This is a genomic window from Bacteroides togonis (genome assembly GCF_900130135.1).
GTDB lineage: Bacteria > Bacteroidota > Bacteroidia > Bacteroidales > Bacteroidaceae > Bacteroides > Bacteroides pullorum.
In genome coordinates this window covers 3,312,814-3,332,652 of sequence record NZ_LT670820.1, presented here as the reverse complement: position 1 = coordinate 3,332,652, position 19,839 = coordinate 3,312,814, and the positions used below count along the sequence as shown (strand labels likewise).

Genomic DNA, 19,839 nt, shown 5'->3' with positions numbered 1-19,839 from the left:
AGCAATAAGGTTTGATTCGCTAGCTCAGCAGGTAGAGCACAACACTTTTAATGTTGGGGTCTTGGGTTCGAGCCCCAAGCGGATCACTTAAAATCAGAGAGTTACACAAAAGTAGCTCTTTTTTTTATGCTTGAATTGCGCCGGTTTACATGGGGATATTCAGTAAACCAGATCAAGGGTCAGCGGATATTACTTCATTTCATATAAACAGTTTTCATAAAAAACAGGGGCAGCGTCTAAATTTGATACATAAATAATATCATTCCGACACGCCCCTAAGTTTTTCGATTTTTTCAATCTTATCAAATCTACTTCTTCTGGATTTTAGCTACATATCCACCACCTGGATACATTTTTATTTGAATCTTTCTATCGAAAGATAACTCACCAACTTGTTTACGATAATCCGTTCCTTTACGATGAGCATTCACTCCATCGCAAAATTGTTCAAGCTGATATTTGCCTTCAGGCAAAAAAGACAAATCAATAGTCAACTCACGGGTATTCCAATCAGTAATTCCACCTACATACCAAACATCTCCCTTACGACGAGCAGTTACAATATATTCGCCCATCTTACCTTCCAAAACTCTCGTTTCATCCCATACAGTAGGAATTTGTGCTATAAAATCTGTAGATTCTGGCTCGCGCATATAATTGCTAGGAGCATCACAAAGCATATTCAACGGAGACTCCAGCACTACATACAACGCCAATTGACGACAACGCGTACCTTGGCTCATCGGTTCAGAATAGCAAGGATAATAATGTCCCTTAGCTGCATTACGCATAGCTCCTTGAGTGTAATCCATAGGTCCAGCAACTTGACGAATAAAGGGAAGCATAACATCATATTTTACTTGATCATAAGATACTGGATTCCACTTTAATTGTTCCAATCCATTTACACCTTCAAAATTGAGCACATTAGGATAAGTTCGATTCAAGCCTGCCGGTTTAGACGTCCCATGTAAATCAAGAACCAACTTATATTTAGCACACATTGCAGCTGCACGATAATTAAAGTCGGTTATAATCTGATCGTCGCGATCCATAAAATCAACCTTAAAGCCTTTTATTCCCATTTCCGAATAATGACGGCATATGTTTTCCATATCACGATCAAAAGCATAATATCCAGCCCAAAGAATAATGCCTACATTACGCTGCTTGGCATAATCCACCAATTCGCGTAAATTAATATCCTTGACAACCTGCATCAAATCCGCTTTCAAATTTACGGCCCATCCTTCATCCAAAATAACATATTCTATCCCTTTAGATGCCGCAAAATCAATATAAGCTTTATAGGTTTCATTGTTTACTCCCGTCACGAAATCAACTCCTTCCAAATTCCAATCATTCCACCATTCCCATGCTACTTTACCCGGCTTAATCCACGAAGTATCGTCGACACGTGAAGGAGCGGCCAACAGATAACTCAGATTGGAAGCGGCCAAATCCTTATCCGAAGTAGAAACAATAGCTATACGCCAAGGGAACGTACGCGCTTTCTCAACTTTGGCTATATAATTTTCCCGTTCAGTTACCAACATCTGAAGCTGATTATGCCCGCCTTGTTTTAACTGCTTTGGATAAGGAGCAAAAACCGCACTCAACCGATTGCTTCCCTGGGAAGCAGACAAATAAAGTCCTGGATAATTTTCCAAATGAGTTTCTGTTATACACATCTTCATACCTTCGCCTACATTCACAACTACAGGCAAAAACATCAGCCTTTGTTTATGCAACTTAGATAAAGATGTAGTTGTATATTCATTTTCAAATGAATTAAAGAACTGAGCGTCAGGGTTATCTTCATTCCAATTTCTGACATATGGAACTGAAGCTACCGCATCAAAAGGAAAATTAAAATCAGATTGTTCCGAAACAATATTAAAAGGCTTTTCCACATCGCTTACAAAGCGATAGGCAATCCCATCATCATATGCTCTAAATTCGACTCGATAATGTCCTTTAAAGAATAAAACCAATTCATTATAATGATCTCTAATTTGAGCAGCGCGATAGAATGGAGAAAACACCGTTTCGTCCACACTCTTACGCCGACTTTTTTGAATACGAACACCAGTGCCCCACACCGTTCCATTATCCAAAGTCATGGAAATATTTGATGGAGCCATTATCTGGCGACCGTTACAAACGACATCGTATGTCAATTGTTCACCAGCCACAATTGTTGTAGATAAATTTCCCCCAGGAGATTTCAAAACAAAACTTTTTTGGGCGTACACTGAAATTCCTAATACGCACCACAATAATAACAATAAAACAGCCTTCTTCATTGTCAAAACAATATTTAAATTATAAAATCTAAAACTATCTCATAAAGTTAATCAAGCAAAACCACAGCTCTTGACTACAAATTACTTCATCAACATCAAAGAAAAGTCAAACTATAGACGTTTACAACATATATGAATATTATAAACAAGATTGTTGATTTTTAATAATAAATGCATAGTCAAAGTTGTGCCATCGATAAACCTTCTCTATCATCTTCCTGTGCGCAAAGCTCGGTATATCGTCTCCTGAATACGTTCACGCACATCAAGCTCCATCAACAGATTGTTACAGACATCGGGAGAAATACGATTGCTCAAAAACACGTAGACAAGACCATTGTCGGGATCGACCCAGGCACAAGTACCCGTAAAGCCTGTATGGCCATAGACGGAAGCAGGAGCAGATTCACAACAAGGGCTGAAGCGCTCATTGGCCTTGCCAGGCTTATCGAAACCCAATCCCCGACGGCTGATGCGTGAAGTCTGAGTCGTAAACGTTCGGCATGTCTCGGCACTCAAGTAACGCTTGCCCTGATAGACCCCGTCGTCGAGCAGCATCTGGCAAAGGGCGGCGACTTCGGAAGCATTCGAGAACAGGCCAGCATTGCCCGACACCCCACCAAGAAAAGCGGCCGACTCGTCGTGGACAAAGCCTCGCAAAGTAGTCTTGCGCAGGAAGGCGTCGGTCGAAGTAGGTACGATGTGGCGGGCAGACAGGAAAGCCAAAGGACGAAAACCTGTATGTGTCAATCCCATCGGCTCATAAAACTCTTTGTGAAGGAATTCATCCATCGAAAGGCCCGTACGAGCTTCGACTACCTGCTGGAGAAGGATGAAACCCACACAACTATAGCGGTAACGTTTGTCGCGAAGGCGCGCATCGGCAATCTTCCGCATCATCTCCTGCTTGAAGGAGGCTTGGAGCCAAAGGCTATCGGACACCTGGATGGTGCAACTATCAGTCCTGAAAGGAGAAGTCAACCCTGCACGGAAACGAAAATGGGGATTGCCCCACGTTTTACGTCCGAGGCGGACGGTGTGGAGACGATCGGCACTCGCCTTAAACAACGTGCCGGCGTAACTTTCCTTGTCGATAGCATCCTGATAGAACAAGATAGTAGAAGGCAAACCCGACTCGTGCATCAACAATTCGCGAATAGTGATGCGCTCCTTGTCCGTCCCCTTCAGGAAAGGAAGATAAGTCGAAGCGTAGTCGGTCAAGCTAAGAAGGCCCTGATCATAGAGTTTCATCACGGCCAGCAGAGTGGCCGTCATCTTGGTAAGCGAAGCCAGGTCGTAGACGTCGGTTGCCTCCACGGGAACCTTTCCTCCTTTCTCCTGCGTACCGAAAGCCTTGTTGAACATCTCGTGCCCATCCTTCCACACGACGACCTGACAACCAGGAAAAGCCCCCTTGCGGATACCCTCCTCCACGATGTCGTCAATCTGAGAAAGAATGCCCGCATCCATGCCATGTTCGTCGGGGTTGTAGTGGGGAAGCGTGCGCGGCTCGATGGTGATGCCCTCGCCTGCAACAAAAGCTTCGCCGATGCTGGCCGAAAGACGACCGTCGGCACCCGCTACGCCATAGAGTATATCCGCCACGCCCTGTTGCACCTCTTCGTCGGAGGCATGGGCCAGAACTACGGCCGACGCCTTCTTGAGGCATCCGTCCATCCACGACTCCAACCGATAACCTTGGACGAAAAGAACATAAACCACGGGGACTTCTGGAGCAAAGGTTTCAAAGAAAGTGCGATAAGCGTCCAGATTGTCCTCAGTGACACACACCAGTACCCGACGATAGGAAGCAAGTCGTTTCTGGAACGCAGCACATTGCGAGGCGTTCATGCCACGCGCCACGTCGAACCGCTCGGGCTCGGCATAGGGACGCAGGGCTTGCATGAAGGGCATCAGCTCCGCATGGTCGCCCACGTTGACTACGGCCACGTCTTTCAATGTAGGATCCAAGGGCAAGGTCTTCTCCTCGTTGCCCAGCACGGTGACGGCCGCCAGACTCAAGCGGCGCACAAGGTCGCGCGCCTGAGGCGTATTGAGCCGCGTACTGAGTCCCGACAGGCGTACGAAAGGTTTCCGATTCAAGCCCAACGCATATTTGTAGGTCAGCACCTTGCGGCATCGGCGCGCAATGTCTTCTTTGGAAAGTTCGCCGTGCTTCACGGCACGAAGTACCGCATCGACATCTTCCTTGATGCGACGCGGCACGAGCAACTGGTCATGGCCCGCCTTCAACGCCTCGAGGCAGAGGGAAGCGCTACCCGAAACGCCTTTCATGGCAAGGGCGTCCGTAAAGACCAGCCCCTTGAAGCGAAGTTCATCGACGAGGAGGTCGTGTGTAATCTTGCGCGAGAGGGAAGTAGGCACTCCTTCCCTACCCTCCAGCGCGGGTACGGCCAGATGGCCCACCATGATGCCGTTCAGCCCCGCGTCTATCACCTGGCGGAAGGGATAAAGCTCCACACTATCCAATCTTTCGCGCGAGAAGCGCAACGTGGGCAGGGCTTTGTGGGAATCGACGTTCGTATCGCCATGACCAGGGAAATGCTTGGCTACAGAAACCACGCCTCCGTCTTCGAGGCCACGGGCATAGGCCACAACCTTGCGGGCCACGTTCGCGGGGTCTTCGCCAAAGGAGCGGGTATTGATGACGGGGTTCGAGGGATTGATGTTCACGTCGGCCACAGGGGCAAAGTTGACGTGGATGCCCATCTCGCGGCACTCGCGGGCTACCTCGCGCCCATATTCGTAGAGCAGGCTATCGTCGGCGATGCATCCCAGCACCATGTTGCGAGGAAAGCGGGGCGTCTCCTTCAGGCGCATGGCCAGGCCCCATTCGCCATCCAAGGTGATCATCAGAGGTACGTCGGCCCACTCCTGAGCCAGATTGGTCAGCGCCACCTGATCGGGCACCTCGCCGGCGGAGAACAAGAGGCCGCCCACCTTGTAATCTTTCACCACCTTGCGCAGGAGATCTACGTTTGCCTTGGTCTGTGTGGGAGCAATCGTATAGATGAAAAGCTGGCCGATGCGCTCGCGCAGGCTCAAGGTCTGCATGACGGAGTCCACCCATTGACGGCAACCAGCATCGTCTTTCATCGCATAGAGGAAGGAAGCCTCTCCGCGGGGCGTGGAAGCAGGCACGCTTTGGGCATCGGACATAGGACGGTTGACAAAGAACAATATCAGGACGGCCAGCAGGCAGATGCGTTTCAACGAAGTGTTTTCCATAGCGGCTGAGAGATTATTTTTTCGTTAACGTCAATGTCCACACTCCCACATACACGCCGTTCTTGCCCGTATGGAACACGGGCGTCTCGCGCCCCTCGGCATTGGGGTAGAAGGCGGGAGTCTCCATAAACGTGTGCGAGTGTCCGCCAAGGATGGCGTCGATGCCCGAAGTGGCCACTACCAGCTTCTCGTCGCTCATGGCTTTGGGATCGATACCGCGGATGCCCAAATGCGACAGGCAGATGACGGCGTCGCAATGTTCCTCGTTACGAAGGAGGTCGGCCATCTCCTGCGCCACGGGGATGGGGTCTTTGTAAACCACGCCCTGACACTTGTCGGCCTGTATCAGTCCTTCGGGTTGGGGAGCCAGGCCGAAAAGGCCGATGCGCAAGCCGTCGCGTTCGATGACCACATAGGGCTTCACCAGTCCCTCGAGCGGCGTACCTGTCACGTCGTAGTTGGAGCAGACCACCGGAAAGCGGGCCATGCGGAAGAGGCGGGCCATGTTCTCCATGCCGAAGTCGAACTCATGGTTGCCGATGGTCATGGCGTCGTAGCCCATGTGGTTCATCAGCTGGATTTCGACCTCGCCCTTGTAGAAGTTGTAGTAGGGCGTGCCTTGCGAGATGTCGCCACAATCGAGCACGAGCGTGTTGGGATGTTCGGCACAGAACTGGCGGACGAAGGCGGCACGGCGGGCCAATCCACCCTTACCGGCATCGGCGTCGGCGGCATCGGCGGCCAGAGGTTCCACACGGCTGTGCATGTCGCTCGTCTGGAGCAGATAGAGTTCTTTTGTCTGCTGGGCGGAGAGACTCAGTGCCAGGCATCCGGCCAGCCAAAGCAGCATATAGATTCGTTTCATCATTGCGATAATCCTTTCTTTCTTGAGTTTACATTGTTCATTTCTTCATCACCACACGGCCTTCGATGCGCGCCTCTATCTTCCGTCCGGCAGCCGTCTCACGCTCCACGTAGTTCATGAAAAGGCCGCGGAGCGTGGCTCCCTCGGGACACTGGCGCTGGCTGGCGTGGGTCAGAGCCGCCATACCGTCGTTGCCCTCGGCCAGGAAGTCGATGGTGCCCACGGTGTAGGTGCGCCCCTCGTCGATGGCCTGTCCGCCCACCTTCGCCTCGAGCAGGTGGCCTTCGGCATCGATGACCAGGTTCAGCCCGCTCACCCCCTCACCGCCACGGGCGGCGATGTTGGCGCAAAGCTCCTTCAGGTCGGCTCCGCCCAGCGTGAGCACACAGAGCGAGTTTTCAAAGGGCAGGATTTCGTAGATGTTCTGCGTGGTGATGTTGCCCTCGGTCAGCACGTTGCGAATGCCGCCCACGTTGACCAGCCCCACGTCGGCCGGACGGCCCAGCACGCTGGCGGCGGCCTGGCGCAAGACGTCGGCTATGAGGTTGGACAGGGGACTTTCGGGACGGAAGCGGTCCATCGACACGGCGGCCACGCCTTTCACCTCGCCCATCACGCTATCCACCCCAGCCTTGTAGGGCTCCAGCAGCGCCAGGGCATCCTTGTCAGGCTCCGCATCCCAGGTGGCGTCCATCGCCACCCGCGTGCCTTCCACCTTCGTCACTTCGTATTCCGCACGGCAGGAGACCAAGCCGCATACGCAGGCCAGCAGCACCACCGCCATCCACTTCGAGTATGTATTTTTCTTTTCCATGCGTTCATCGTATTTTTAAACCGACACAAAAATACGAAAAAAAATCGGAACTAGCAATAGGCATCATCCACAAGAACACCACATGTTCCAACCTACGCTTCAAGCGTCACAAATATCACAAATCACAAATCACAATTATCGAAAATAGATTTCCAACCCAGCCAAAGGAAGCGGGAGCGAAAAATAATATTATATATATATTATATATAATATATATATAATATTAAATTATTTAACACTTCTCTTTTAGTACAACAGGTAAAAATCGTTTCGGCTAATTGTGATTTGTGATTTGTGATAATCGTGATCAGAGGAAGAAGAAACAGGCTAAGAAAATATTCAACACATCACATCTAAACAAGCAAAGAGAAAAAGAGACAAACGATCCCACCACACCAGCACCCGCACCCAACCATTCACCACGAGAAACCAGTCCTTCAACAAAGACGAACGGCCGGCTTTTCCTCGCAAAAGCACAAAAAAAGCGCCAAACATTTGTGTATCCGACAAATAATTCGCACCTTTGCATCCGCTTTCGCGCAATCGCTGTCAGGAAAAACAGAGAGAAGCCTGGTATGTTGCGTAGTAACGATAACAATTTAACCAATTAGAACAATGGATTTAATTAAAATTGCAGAAGAAGCATTTGCTACCGGCAAGCAGCACCCCAGCTTCAAGGCAGGTGACACCGTAACCGTAGCATACCGTATCGTAGAAGGTAACAAGGAACGCGTTCAGCTGTATCGCGGCGTTGTTATCAAAATTTCCGGCCATGGTGAAAAGAAGCGTTTCACCGTTCGCAAGATGTCGGGTACTGTAGGTGTAGAACGTATCTTCCCCATCGAATCACCGGCTATCGACAGCATCGAGGTGAACAAGATCGGTAAAGTTCGTCGCGCCAAGTTGTACTACCTGCGCAACCTCACCGGCAAGAAAGCTCGTATCAAAGAGAAAAGAGCCAACGCCTAAGGCCAAGGCCGTCTGGCCAGAACAAAATAAAAGAGGGAAGCTTCCACATACGGAGGCTTCCCTTTTTTATAACAAAAAGCGAAGGCTATCGTCCACCCCACTCCAGCAAAATCCGCCCAAAATGAGACTTCCGAAGACAGGCACAGATGCAAAAATTGCCGTTTCCATCGAAAAAATTCACAAGCGGACGCTAGTCTACACCTCCTTCCAAAGCGACGACAGGCCTTGCATTACAGCATAAAAATAACTGACACAGACGGGCGACGATCATTTCCCCCGCACCCGTTGTGCCAGTTCTTTCAATTTCTTACAAAAGCGGTTACTTCAGCTCCCAGCCCAGCGCACTGGCACCCAGCACGGCCGCATCGGCATCCTTCAGCTCGGACATCAGCAACTTGGTCTTGCCCTTGTAGATGTTGAGCACGTTCTTGTCGATGGACTCCTGGATAGGCTTGAAGATGTAGTCGCCCGACTTGGCCAGACCGCCGAAGAGCACGATGGCTTCGGGGCTCGAGAAGGCGATAGCATCGGCCAGCGCTTCACCCAAGATTGTACCCGTAAAGTTGAAGATGTCCTGAGCCAGCTTGTCGCCCTTCACGGCAGCGTCGTACACATCTTTCGACGTGATGTTCTCGGCCGGGATGGAGCGGAGCAGACTAGGCTCTGTGCGGGCCGTCAGGAACTCGCGGGCCGTGCGTGCCACGCCCGTAGCCGAACAATAGGTCTCGAGGCATCCCTTGCGACCGCAACCGCAGACACGTCCATTCTCGCGGCGCACGATGACATGGCCCAGCTCGCCGGCAAATCCGTCGTGGCCATAAACCAGCTGGCCGTTGATGACGATGCCGCTACCTACGCCCGTACCCAGCGTGATCATGATGAAGTCCTTCATACCACGGGCCGCGCCGTAGGTCATTTCGCCGATGGCGGCCGCGTTGGCGTCGTTGGTCAGAGCCGTCGGTATGCCCAGGCGCTCTTCGAACAAAGCAGCCAGGGGAATGACACCCTTCCACGGAAGGTTGGGAGCAAACTCGATGGTACCCGTATAATAGTTGCCGTTGGGGGCACCCACGCCGATACCCTTGATTTTATCTTTTCCGCCATTGGCTTCGAGCAGGGGAAGCAGGTTCTTGCAAACTTCGTCCACGTATGTTTCCACTTCCGTATAAGCGCCCGTCTTGATAGAGCTGCTTGCAATCACCGTTCCACGCGCATCTACAATGCCAAATACAGTATTCGTACCGCCTATGTCGATACCCACCACATAGGGTTTCTCCATGTTCGTATTCATGATATTCTCTTTTGTTTAAAGGGTTAATATTAATGTTGGTTACAAATTTGACAAAGAAAAACGAAACAACAAAATCTTTTCCCTAAAAAAAAGATACCCGACATGCACACGTTAGCAGAAAAAAAGAAAAAAAGTCCGTATCTTTTGCAACTTTTTATCACATACGTGCGTCTAATAGCGAAAACAAGCATAAAATCGAAGAAAGCCGTGATACAGCTAAAAGACATCAACAAGACCTACTACAACGGAGCGCCGCTCCACGTTCTGAAGGGCATCAATCTGGATATCGCAAAGGGAGAGTTCGTATCCATCATGGGTGCATCGGGGTCGGGAAAGTCCACCTTACTTAATATATTGGGCATACTGGACAACTACGACACGGGCGAATACTACCTGAACGGCACGCTCATCAAGAACCTGAGCGAGACACGCGCCGCCGAATACCGCAACCGCATGATAGGCTTCATCTTCCAGTCGTTCAACCTCATCTCGTTCAAGAACGCGGTGGAGAACGTGGCCCTGCCCCTGTTCTACCAGGGCGTGAGCCGCAAGAAACGCAACACCCTGGCGATGGAGTACCTCGACCGCCTGGGCCTGAAGGACTGGGCCCACCACATGCCCAACGAGATGAGCGGCGGACAGAAGCAACGCGTGGCCATCGCCCGCGCCCTCATCACCCGTCCACAAATCATCCTGGCCGACGAGCCAACGGGAGCCCTCGATAGCAAGACCTCGGTCGAAGTGATGCAAATCCTGAAGGACCTCCACCAGACGGGCATGACCATCGTCGTCGTGACCCACGAAAGCGGCGTGGCCAACCAGACGGACAAGATTATCCACATCAAGGACGGCGTGATAGGCACCATCGAAGAGAACCTGAACCACGACGCTTCGCCTTTCGGCCGCGACGGGTTCATGAAGTAATTGGTTAATGGAAAATGGAGAATGGCCCCCCATTCTCAAATCACAAATCACAATTATCACAATTATCAATTTTCAATTCTCAATTCCCATGATTGACCTTTGGCAAGAAATATACGGCACCCTGCGGCGCAACAAGCTACGCACCTTCCTGACGGGCTTTGCCGTGGCGTGGGGCATCTTCATGCTCATCGTGCTGCTGGGCGCGGGCAACGGCCTCATCCATGCTTTCGAGCAAAACTCGTCCGAGCGGGCGCTCAACTCCATCCGCATCTTCCCCGGCTGGACCACCCAGTCGTACGACGGCCTGAAGGAAGGGCGGCGCATCGAGCTGGACAACCGCGACCTGACGGACACCGAAACGCAATTCCCCGACAACGTGACCAGCGTGGGCGCCACCGTGCGCCAGAGCGGCCTCAACATCAGCTTCGGCAAGGAGTACGTCAACCTCTCCCTGCTGGGCGTACACCCCAACTACACGGAAATCGAGGCCGTGAAGACCGCCGAGGGGCGCTTCATCAACGACATCGACCTGAAGGAGCGGCGCAAGGTCATCGTCCTCCACCAGAAGTCGGCCGACATCCTCTTCGGCAAGACCCACACCGAGCCCATCGGCCAGTTTGTCAACGCCGGGGGCGTGGCCTATCAGGTGGTGGGCATCTACAACGACCAGGGCAACAGCGAACCGAGCGAAGCCTACATCCCCTTCAGCACCCTGCAGACCATCTACAACAAGGGCAACAAGCTGAACAACATCCTCCTGACCACCGACGGCTTGACCTCCCTCAAGAGCAACGAAGCCTTCGAAGCGGAATACCGCCGCGTCATCGGCGCCAACCACCGCTTCTCGCCCGACGACACGGGCGCCATCTGGATATGGAACCGCTTTACCGACTACCTGCGCACCATGAACGCCATGGGCATCCTGCGCACGGCCATCTGGGTCATCGGCATCTTCACGTTGCTGAGCGGCATCGTGGGCGTGTCGAACATCATGCTCATCACCGTGCGCGAGCGCACCCACGAGTTCGGCATCCGCAAGGCACTGGGCGCCAAGCCGGCTTCCATCCTGTGGCTCATCATCGTGGAGAGTGTCGTCATCACCACCCTCTTCGGCTACATCGGCATGGTGGCGGGCATCGGCGTGACGGAGTGGATGGACAACACCTTCGGCAACCAGACGATGGATGCCAGCATGTTCCAGGCCAAGATGTTCAGCGACCCGACGGTAGACCTTCGCATCGCCATACAGGCTACAGTGACGCTCATCGTAGCCGGCACGCTGGCCGGGTTCTTCCCTGCCCGTAAGGCCACAAAAATCAAGCCCATCGAGGCATTGAGGGCGGATTAATGGATAATTGAAAATTAGGCATTATGAAAATAGACAAAGATACCTGCGAGGAAATCCTCGTCACCATCACCCGCAACAAGACGCGAAGCCTGCTCACGGCCTTCGGCGTATTCTGGGGCATCTTCATGCTCGTGGCCCTCATGGGAGGCGGCCAGGGCATGGAGCAGGAGTTGCGTAAAGAATTCGAAGGTTTTGCCACCAACTCGGGCTTCATCTTCGCCCAAAAGACGGGCGAGGCCTACAAAGGCTTCCGCAAAGGACGAAGCTGGGACCTCGAAATGGCCGACGTGGAGCGCATCGGCAAACTGGCCCCCATAGAGATTTCCACTCCCTCGGTAGCCCAATGGGGCAAAACGGCCATCTACGAGGGCAACAAATACGATTGTAGCGTCAAAGGGCTCTACCCCGACTACGAACAGATAGAACATCAGGAAATGGCCTACGGACGCTTCATCAACGACGTAGACATCCGCGAAGCACGCAAGGTGTGCGTCATCGGCAAGCGTGTCTACGAGAGCCTCTTCCCCAAGGGAGGCGACCCCTGCGGCAAGTACGTACAGGTAGATAGCATCTACTATCGCGTGGTGGGCATGTGCTCGTCCGAGGGCAACGTCAACATACAGGGACAGGCTTCCGAAGCCGTCACCCTGCCCTATACCACGATGCAGAAGATGTACAACCTGGGCAACACCGTCGAGCTCGTGTGCTTCACCATGAAGCCTGGAGTGAAGGTGGCCGACGTGGAAGAGCAGGTGAAGCAAACCATCAAGGCCGCCCACTACATCTCGCCCGACGACCAGCAGGCGGTGATGATGCTCAACGTGGAAGCCATGTTCTCCATGATGGATGCCCTGATGACGGGCGTACACATCCTCATCTGGATGGTGGGGCTGGGCACGCTCTTTGCAGGAGCCATCGGCGTGTCGAACATCATGATGGTCACCGTGCGCGAACGCACCACCGAGATAGGCATCCGACGTGCCATCGGAGCCCGTCCGCGCGACATTCTCCAGCAGATACTCTCCGAGAGCATGGTACTGACTACCGTGGCAGGCATGGCGGGTATTTCGCTGGCCGTGCTGGTGCTCCAGGTGCTCGAGGCGGCGGCCAATCCGCAGGGTGTCGTCGAGACGCACTATCAGGTCAGCTTCGGCATGGCCGTGGGTACCTGCGTGCTGCTCATTGCCCTCGGCGTGCTGGCGGGGCTCGCGCCGGCCTACCGCGCCATGGCCATCAAGCCGATAGAGGCGATACGCGACGAATAGTTGTTCCACCTCCGATTTACTCCATCCTATTATAGAAATAAAAACAAAAAAACATATCCGACATGAAAACAAGAAAGATTCTGAAAATCGCGTTGCTGGTCATCGTGGCCGGCATCTTCATCTGGACCTTCGTGTTCCTGTACCAGAAGTCCCAACCCGAAGTCACCCTCTACGACACCGTCCGCCCCGCCGTGGCCGACCTGGAAAAGACCACCGTCGTCACCGGCAAGATAGAGCCGAGAGACGAAGTCCTCATCAAGCCTCAGATATCGGGCATCATCGAAGAAGTCTACAAGGAAGCCGGCCAGAAGGTGAAGAAGGGCGAAGTGATAGCCAAGGTGAAAGTTATCCCCGAACTGGGTACGCTCAACGCCGCCGAGAGCCGCGTACGCCTGGCCGAAATCAACGGGCGCCAGGCCGAAACCGACTTTGCCCGCCTCGAGAAGCTCTACGCCGACAAGCTCATCAGCTCCGAGGAGTACGAGAAGGGCGAAGTGACCGTAAAGCAGGCCCGCGAGGAGCTTCAGGCCGCCAAGGACAACCTGCAGATTGTGAAGGAAGGCATCACGCAGAGCAGCGCCTCCTTCTCGAGCACCCTGATACGCTCCACCATCGAGGGCCTCATCCTCGACGTGCCTGTCAAGGTGGGTAACTCGGTCATCATGAGCAACACCTTCAACGACGGTACGACCATCGCTACCGTGGCCGACATGAACGACCTCATCTTCCGCGGCAACATCGACGAAACCGAAGTGGGACGCGTGAGCGAAGGCATGCCCGTCAAGATTACCATCGGCGCCCTGCAGGACCTCACCTTCCAAGCTACGCTGGAGTACATCGCGCCCAAATCGACCGAAGACAATGGCGCCAACCAATTCGAGATCAAAGCGGCCGTTAGTGTTCCCGATACGGTGGTCATTCGCTCGGGCTACTCCGCCAACGGCGAAATCGTGCTCGAACGTGCCAGCCAGGCCCTCGCCATCCCTGAAGGATGCGTGGAGTTCAAGGACGACAGCACCTTTGTCTATGTGCTGACCGATAGCGTGCCCCAGCAGGTTTTCCGCCGCCAACCCATCGAAGTGGGCATGAGCGATGGTATTCAGATAGCCGTCAAGAGTGGCATCACCGACAAAGACCTGATACGCAACAACACCAAGAATCAGGAAAAAGAAGACTAACCCCTAAAACCTTACTTATACAGATATGAACAAACTATCCGCCATAGCCGCACTGGCCTGCCTCGCCACAGGCCTTCAGGCACAAGAGACGTGGTCGTTGCGCCGATGCATCGACCATGCCATCGAACACAACATCGACATCCGCCAGGCCGCCAACATGGCCGAGCAGAGCGCCGTCGAAGTGAACACCGCCAAGTGGGCCCGCCTGCCCAACCTGAGCGGAGGAGCCAACCAAAGCTGGAACTGGGGACGTACGCAAACCGCCGTGCCCGACGAGACGACCGGCGACTACTCCACCGTCTACGTCAACACGGCCAGCAACGGCACCAACATGCAACTCTCTACCAGCATCCCCCTCTTCACCGGCCTCGAACTGCCCAACCAGTATGCCCTGGCCAAGCTGAACCTGAAGGCCGCCACCGCCGACCTCGAGAAGGCCAAGGAAGACATCTCCATCAACATCGCTTCGGCCTATCTGCAGGTGCTCTTCAACCAGGAGCTCCACGAAGTGGCCCTCGGGCAGGTGGAACTGAGCCTCCAGCAATGCAAGCGCATCGAAGGACTGGCAGGCGTGGGCAAGGCTTCGAGTGCCGAAGTGGCCGACGCCAAGGCCCGCGTGGCGCAAGACCGCATGACGGCCGTGCAAACCGAAAACGACTACCGCCTCGCCCTGCTCACCCTGAGCCAGCTCATCGAACTTGAGTCGCCCGAAGGCTTCGTGCTCGAATCACCCTCTACGGCCATCGCACCGTCGCCCATCACCCCGCCCGACGATATCTATCAGACAGCCCTCACTGGCAAGGCTTCCATCCAAGCCGCCCAATACCGTCTGGAGGGAAGCAAACGTAGTGTCCGCATCGCCCAAAGCGGCTATTATCCGCAACTGAGCCTCAACGGAAGTCTGGGTACGAGCTACTACTCCACCATCAACCGCACCTTCCGCCAGCAGATGGGCGACAACTTCAGCAAGTACCTGGGCGTGAGCCTCAGCGTACCCCTCTTCAACCGCCTGGCCACGCGCAACCGTGTTCGCACCGCCCGCCTCCAGCAGGAGAACTACGCCCTCCAGCTGGACAACGCCAAGAAGACGCTCTACAAGGAAATCCAGCAGGCCTGGTACAACGCCACCGCCGCCGAAAGCAAATATACCAGTAGCCATGCGGCCGCCTTGGCCAGCGAAGAGTCCTTCCGCCTGATGACACAGAAGTTCGAGAATGGCAAAGCCAACGCCGTGGAGTTCAACGAAGCCAAACAAAACCTGATGAAGGCACAAAGCGACGAGCTCCAAGCCAAGTACGACTACCTGTTCCGCACCAAGATATTGGACTTCTACAAGGGGGTACCTATCGAATAAGAAAAATAAATGATATCTTTGCACCTGCTAAAGCATAGGTTTACAGATGAAAAAGCAGTGCATTCTCCGCATAGCAACAGGCCTCATCGGCCTGTTGCTCCTCCTGACGGCGGGAGGTTACATTCTCCGCAACGTCCTTCTGAACCACGTGGTCGAGCAACGGCTGGCCTCCGTAGGCAAACGCCACGAACTCGACATCCGCTACCGACACCTCACCTTCAAAAGCATCAACACCGTGTTGCTCGAAGGACTGAGCATCGTTCCACATGAACGAGATACTCTCCTAACCCTCGGTTCGCTTCAAGCACGACTCAGCCTATGGGAACTTCTCCAAGGCAATGTACAAATACGCCACCTTCAGTTAGATAGCTTGGCCGTGCGTTTTGTCAAGCATGGTTCCGAAGCCAATTATGATTTTCTTTTCCGACCCACGTCGGAGGCTGATGCATCCGCTCCTTCCACCACGCCACGAAGTGAAGAAGATTATACCCTCCGCATCAACAAGCTGCTCGACCTCGTCTTTGGTTTCCTGCCGGGAAATGGCACACTAACTCACCTGAATATCACCGAACAAAAAGACAATAACTACGTCAACCTCCATATCCCCCAATTCAACATCCAAGACCATCGCTTCCGAACGGACATCGTAGCCGACGAAGACCACTACGTGCAACGCTGGCAGGCCGAGGGCGAAATCAATCCCTCCGACCGTCGGCTAAGCGCTACTCTGCACGCACCCCACATCACCCTGCCCTACCTTAAACGACGTCTGGGTGCCGAAGTCAGCTTCGATAGTCTGACGTGCCGTTTCGAACAACAACGCCTTGGACGAGAGCTGACTCGCCTTATTGGACAAACAGAAGTCAATGGATTGAAAGTCTACCACCGACGCCTCTCACCTGAACTGGTCAACCTCGACCACGGTCGGCTGGAGTTTCATCTGAACATCGCTCCTACCTCCATCGAACTGGATAGTACCAGCCTTGTACGCTTCAACCGTCTGGACTTCCATCCCTACCTGAAGGTAGAACAGAAGAACGGATACTGGCATCTGACCTCTGCTACGGACAAGCCCTGGTTCCCTGCCGAAGACCTTTTCACGTCATTACCCCGTGGCCTGTTCGACAACCTGGACGACATCCGCATCAAAGGTCAGCTGGCCTACCATTTCCTGCTCGACGTAGACTTTGCCCACTTGGACAGCCTTAAGTTGGAATCTGAATTGAAAGGAAAGGATGTACACATCGAAAGTTATGGCCACACGAACCTGAGCAAAATGGCAGAAGAGTTTGAATATACCGCCTACGAAGACGATCGGCCCGTACGTACCTTTGCCGTAGGACCTTCATGGGAACATTTCACTTCATTGAACCAAATACCAGCCATCCTTCAGATGGCCGTCCTACAAAGCGAGGACGGAGCCTTCTTCTATCATCAGGGCTTCCTGCCCGACGCCCTACGCGAGGCTCTGATACAAGACCTCAAAGTCCATCGCTTTGCCCGCGGAGGGAGCACCATTTCTATGCAACTGGTGAAAAACGTCTTTCTGAACCGCAACAAAAACATCGCCCGCAAGTTGGAAGAAGCACTTATCGTGTGGTTCATCGAGCACCAACGGCTCACATCGAAAGAACGCATGTACGAAGTTTACCTGAACATCGCCGAATGGGGGCCGCTCGTCTATGGCATCCACGAAGCAGCCGACTTCTACTTTGCCAAACGCCCATCCGAGCTGACGCTGGAAGAATCCATCTACCTGGCTTCTATCATCCCCAAGCCCAAACATTTCAAGAACTCCTTTACCCCTGACGGACGATTGAAAGATAGCCAGAAGGGATATTTCCGCCTTATAGCCCAGCGACTGGCCGCGAAGGGCATCATCAATGAAGCGCAGGCCGAAGGGGTGGACATAGCCAACGTGGTGCTTCGTGGCCCCGCCAAGGAGTCATTCGCACTTTCGAAGCCAGAGCCTTCCTCCTCGGAAAGCCATCGCTTTACCGAACCAGAGTGATGCCCTTTTCGTCCAGCACCACCAAACGCTTCTTATACAGATCGCCTACGGCCTTCTTGAACACTTTCTTGCTTACGCCAAAGAGGGCATAGATTTCTTCAGCCGGACTCTTGTCATTGAGCGTCGTATACCCGCCGTTACTACGAATGTGCTCCAGCAAGATGGAAGCAAAATCTTCTACACCCGCCTGGCCCATCTTTTGCAAAGCGAGATCGATCTTGCCATCCTCGCGCACCTGCTTCACATAAGCCTTCAGCTTCATCCCCACATGCAAGGGTTGGAAGATTTCACTCTCATAGAGCAGGCCGCTATACTTATTATCGATAATGGCCTTGAAACCCAGGTCGGTCTTCTGCCACACCAGCACCTCTACTTCCTGGCCACACTTATAGTCCGCCTTCTCCTTCGACAAGTATCGATCCACCTTGGCCGAAGCCACAATACGGAAGCTTTCATCGTCCAGATGCACATGAACGATGTACTTTTTGCCCACCTCCATCTTCATTTTCTGCTCGCGGAAGGGTACAAACAAGTCCTTCATCAATCCCCAGTTGAGAAAAGCGCCATATTGATTGACCCACGACACCTCCAGACATGCGAAATCGCCTACCTGCGCATAAGGTTTCTGAGTAGTCGCCACCAACCGCTCGTCCTGGTCCAAATAAATGAAAACTTCCAAATCGTCACCAGGCTTGCAACCTCGAGGGACATAACGCTTAGGAAGAAGAATTTCGCCCTCGATGCCTCCATCAAGGTACATGCCAAAATCCACTTCTTTCACTACGCGTAACGTATTGTATTTTCCTAAATTAATTTCCATAAAATGCCTTTTGCGACAAAGGTAAGGATAAGCTATAACATTTCAATCTAAAAGATAACTTTTTTATATGAACAACTCTATGAGAAAAGCGTTATATTTGCAACAGGAATTAAAAAGAGAACTTATTTATTCACCTTTAAATAACAAAATTATGGAATTCCTTACAAATGAGAAATTGACAATCGTCGGCGCAGCCGGTATGATTGGTTCTAACATGGCCCAGACAGCCATCATGATGCGTCTCACTCCGAACATCTGTCTGTACGATCCGTATGCTCCCGGCTTGGAAGGTGTAGCAGAAGAAATGTTTCATTGCGGTTTCGAAGGACTGAACCTGACCTTTACTTCTGACATCAAAGAAGCTCTGACAGGAGCTAAATATGTAGTATCTTCAGGTGGAGCTGCCCGCAAAGCTGGTATGACTCGTGAAGACTTGCTGAAAGGAAACGCCGCCATCGCCGAAGAATTCGGTAAGAACGTAAAGGCATATTGCCCCGACGTAAAACATGTAGTTGTTATCTTCAACCCTGCCGACATCACTGGTCTGATCACCCTGTTGTATTCTGGTTTGAAACCTTCTCAGGTTACTACACTGGCCGCATTGGATAGCACCCGTCTGCGTAGCGAACTGGCAAAACACTTCAACATGTCTCCAGACAAGATCGAAAATTGCCGTACTTATGGTGGTCATGGCGAGCAGATGGCCGTTTATGCTTCTACTGCCAAGGTTGATGGAAAACCGTTGCTCGACATCATCGGCACACCCGAACTGACCAAGGAACAATGGGCTGAAATCCAGACAAAGGTAACTAAAGGCGGTGCCAACATCATCGCTCTGCGTGGCCGCTCTTCTTTCCAGAGCCCTGCATACGTTTCCATCGAAATGATTGCTGCCGCTATGGGGGGAAAACCGTTCCGTTGGCCTGCAGGTACCTATGTATATAGCCACGGCTTCGACCACATCATGATGGCTATGGAAACAGAAATCACTAAGGACGGCGTTCACTACAAAGAGCTGAACGGTACGCCCGAAGAAGAAGCCAAGTTGCAGGAAAGCTACAAACATCTCTGCACCCTGCGTGACGAAGTTATCGAAATGGGCGTTCTGCCTGCCATCAAAGATTGGCACAGCATCAACCCGAACATCGATTGATATTCCCCATTTTTCAAGGTGCCTCCCACACGAGAGGCACCTTTTTTATACTTTTTTCCAAGAAAAGGTTTGTAGTATCAAAAAAAAGATTTACCTTTGCACCCGCAATCAAGCAAAAGCAAATGGTGTCATAGCTCAGTTGGTAGAGCAAAGGACTGAAAATCCTTGTGTCCCCGGTTCGATTCCTGGTGACACCACTTTTTCCCCATAAATTATCGGAATGTAGCGCAGTTGGTAGCGCACTACGTTCGGGACGTAGGGGTCGGGCGTTCGAGTCGCCTCATTCCGACTG

General features: G+C 52.6%; 14 protein-coding genes and 3 tRNA genes. 11 read left to right on the top strand and 6 right to left on the bottom strand.

What is annotated here, in order from left to right; genetic code table 11:
* Window positions 1–13 precede the first annotated feature (13 nt).
* A tRNA-Lys gene (locus tag BQ8005_RS14000) sits at window positions 14–86 on the top strand.
* A gap of 222 nt (window positions 87–308) precedes the next feature.
* Here the strand turns inward: BQ8005_RS14000 and BQ8005_RS13995 are convergent.
* The 4 genes from BQ8005_RS13995 to BQ8005_RS13980 form a co-directional block, all read right to left on the bottom strand.
* A complete protein-coding gene (locus BQ8005_RS13995) occupies window positions 309–2,306 on the bottom strand; it encodes a glycoside hydrolase family 97 protein (protein ID WP_075318474.1) in 1,998 nt (665 codons plus the stop codon).
* Between the two features lie 210 nt (window positions 2,307–2,516).
* Entirely contained in the window at window positions 2,517–5,540 is a 3,024-nt protein-coding gene (locus tag BQ8005_RS13990) for a serine hydrolase domain-containing protein (protein ID WP_075319270.1), read from the bottom strand.
* 28 nt (window positions 5,541–5,568) lie between these two features.
* The gene (locus BQ8005_RS13985; RefSeq protein ID WP_075319268.1) at window positions 5,569–6,420 is read right to left on the bottom strand and encodes a bifunctional metallophosphatase/5'-nucleotidase; all 852 of its coding nucleotides are present in this window, start codon (window positions 6,418–6,420) and stop codon (window positions 5,569–5,571) included.
* Between the two features lie 37 nt (window positions 6,421–6,457).
* On the bottom strand, window positions 6,458–7,234 hold the full coding sequence (locus tag BQ8005_RS13980) for a 5'-nucleotidase C-terminal domain-containing protein (RefSeq protein ID WP_075318473.1): 777 nt from the start codon (window positions 7,232–7,234) through the stop codon (window positions 6,458–6,460).
* 615 nt (window positions 7,235–7,849) lie between these two features.
* Between BQ8005_RS13980 and rplS the strand changes: the two genes are divergently transcribed.
* Window positions 7,850–8,203 carry a 50S ribosomal protein L19 gene (gene rplS, locus BQ8005_RS13975; protein ID WP_021846403.1) on the top strand — a complete coding sequence of 118 codons (354 nt, stop codon included), beginning with the start codon at window positions 7,850–7,852 and terminating at the stop codon, window positions 8,201–8,203.
* Between the two features lie 319 nt (window positions 8,204–8,522).
* Here rplS and BQ8005_RS13970 read toward each other — a convergent pair whose 3' ends face one another.
* Entirely contained in the window at window positions 8,523–9,494 is a 972-nt protein-coding gene (locus tag BQ8005_RS13970) for an ROK family protein (protein WP_021846402.1), read from the bottom strand.
* 207 nt (window positions 9,495–9,701) lie between these two features.
* On the opposite strand from BQ8005_RS13970, the gene BQ8005_RS13965 reads away from it, so the two are divergent.
* From BQ8005_RS13965 to BQ8005_RS13940, 6 genes are all read left to right on the top strand, one after another.
* Window positions 9,702–10,418, top strand: coding sequence for an ABC transporter ATP-binding protein (locus BQ8005_RS13965; protein WP_075319266.1), 717 nt, complete (start codon window positions 9,702–9,704; stop codon window positions 10,416–10,418).
* Between the two features lie 88 nt (window positions 10,419–10,506).
* Complete coding sequence (locus BQ8005_RS13960; RefSeq protein WP_075318472.1) at window positions 10,507–11,766, top strand: ABC transporter permease; 1,260 nt, start codon at window positions 10,507–10,509, stop codon at window positions 11,764–11,766.
* 23 nt (window positions 11,767–11,789) lie between these two features.
* Complete coding sequence (locus tag BQ8005_RS13955) at window positions 11,790–13,031, top strand: ABC transporter permease (protein ID WP_021846399.1); 1,242 nt, start codon at window positions 11,790–11,792, stop codon at window positions 13,029–13,031.
* A 62-nt stretch (window positions 13,032–13,093) separates the two neighbouring features.
* Window positions 13,094–14,209 (top strand): efflux RND transporter periplasmic adaptor subunit, encoded by a 1,116-nt coding sequence (locus BQ8005_RS13950; protein WP_021846398.1) that lies wholly within the window; start codon window positions 13,094–13,096, stop codon window positions 14,207–14,209.
* Window positions 14,210–14,234: 25 nt separating this feature from the next.
* Window positions 14,235–15,563, top strand: coding sequence for a TolC family protein (locus BQ8005_RS13945; protein ID WP_075318471.1), 1,329 nt, complete (start codon window positions 14,235–14,237; stop codon window positions 15,561–15,563).
* Window positions 15,564–15,609: 46 nt separating this feature from the next.
* Complete coding sequence (locus BQ8005_RS13940) at window positions 15,610–17,574, top strand: transglycosylase domain-containing protein (RefSeq protein ID WP_075318470.1); 1,965 nt, start codon at window positions 15,610–15,612, stop codon at window positions 17,572–17,574.
* On the opposite strand, the gene BQ8005_RS13935 is transcribed toward BQ8005_RS13940, so the two are convergent.
* On the bottom strand, window positions 17,558–18,394 hold the full coding sequence (locus tag BQ8005_RS13935; protein ID WP_075318469.1) for a CvfB family protein: 837 nt from the start codon (window positions 18,392–18,394) through the stop codon (window positions 17,558–17,560). The genes BQ8005_RS13940 and BQ8005_RS13935 overlap by 17 nt on opposite strands.
* Window positions 18,395–18,545: 151 nt before the next feature.
* Between BQ8005_RS13935 and BQ8005_RS13930 the strand changes: the two genes are divergently transcribed.
* The 3 genes from BQ8005_RS13930 to BQ8005_RS13920 all read left to right on the top strand — a co-directional run bounded on the left by BQ8005_RS13930 (window position 18,546) and on the right by BQ8005_RS13920 (window position 19,836).
* The gene (locus BQ8005_RS13930; protein WP_075318468.1) at window positions 18,546–19,547 is read left to right on the top strand and encodes a malate dehydrogenase; all 1,002 of its coding nucleotides are present in this window, start codon (window positions 18,546–18,548) and stop codon (window positions 19,545–19,547) included.
* Window positions 19,548–19,671: 124 nt separating this feature from the next.
* A tRNA-Phe gene (locus BQ8005_RS13925) sits at window positions 19,672–19,744 on the top strand.
* Between the two features lie 19 nt (window positions 19,745–19,763).
* Window positions 19,764–19,836: transfer RNA gene (locus BQ8005_RS13920), tRNA-Pro, on the top strand.
* Window positions 19,837–19,839: the final 3 nt, after the last annotated feature.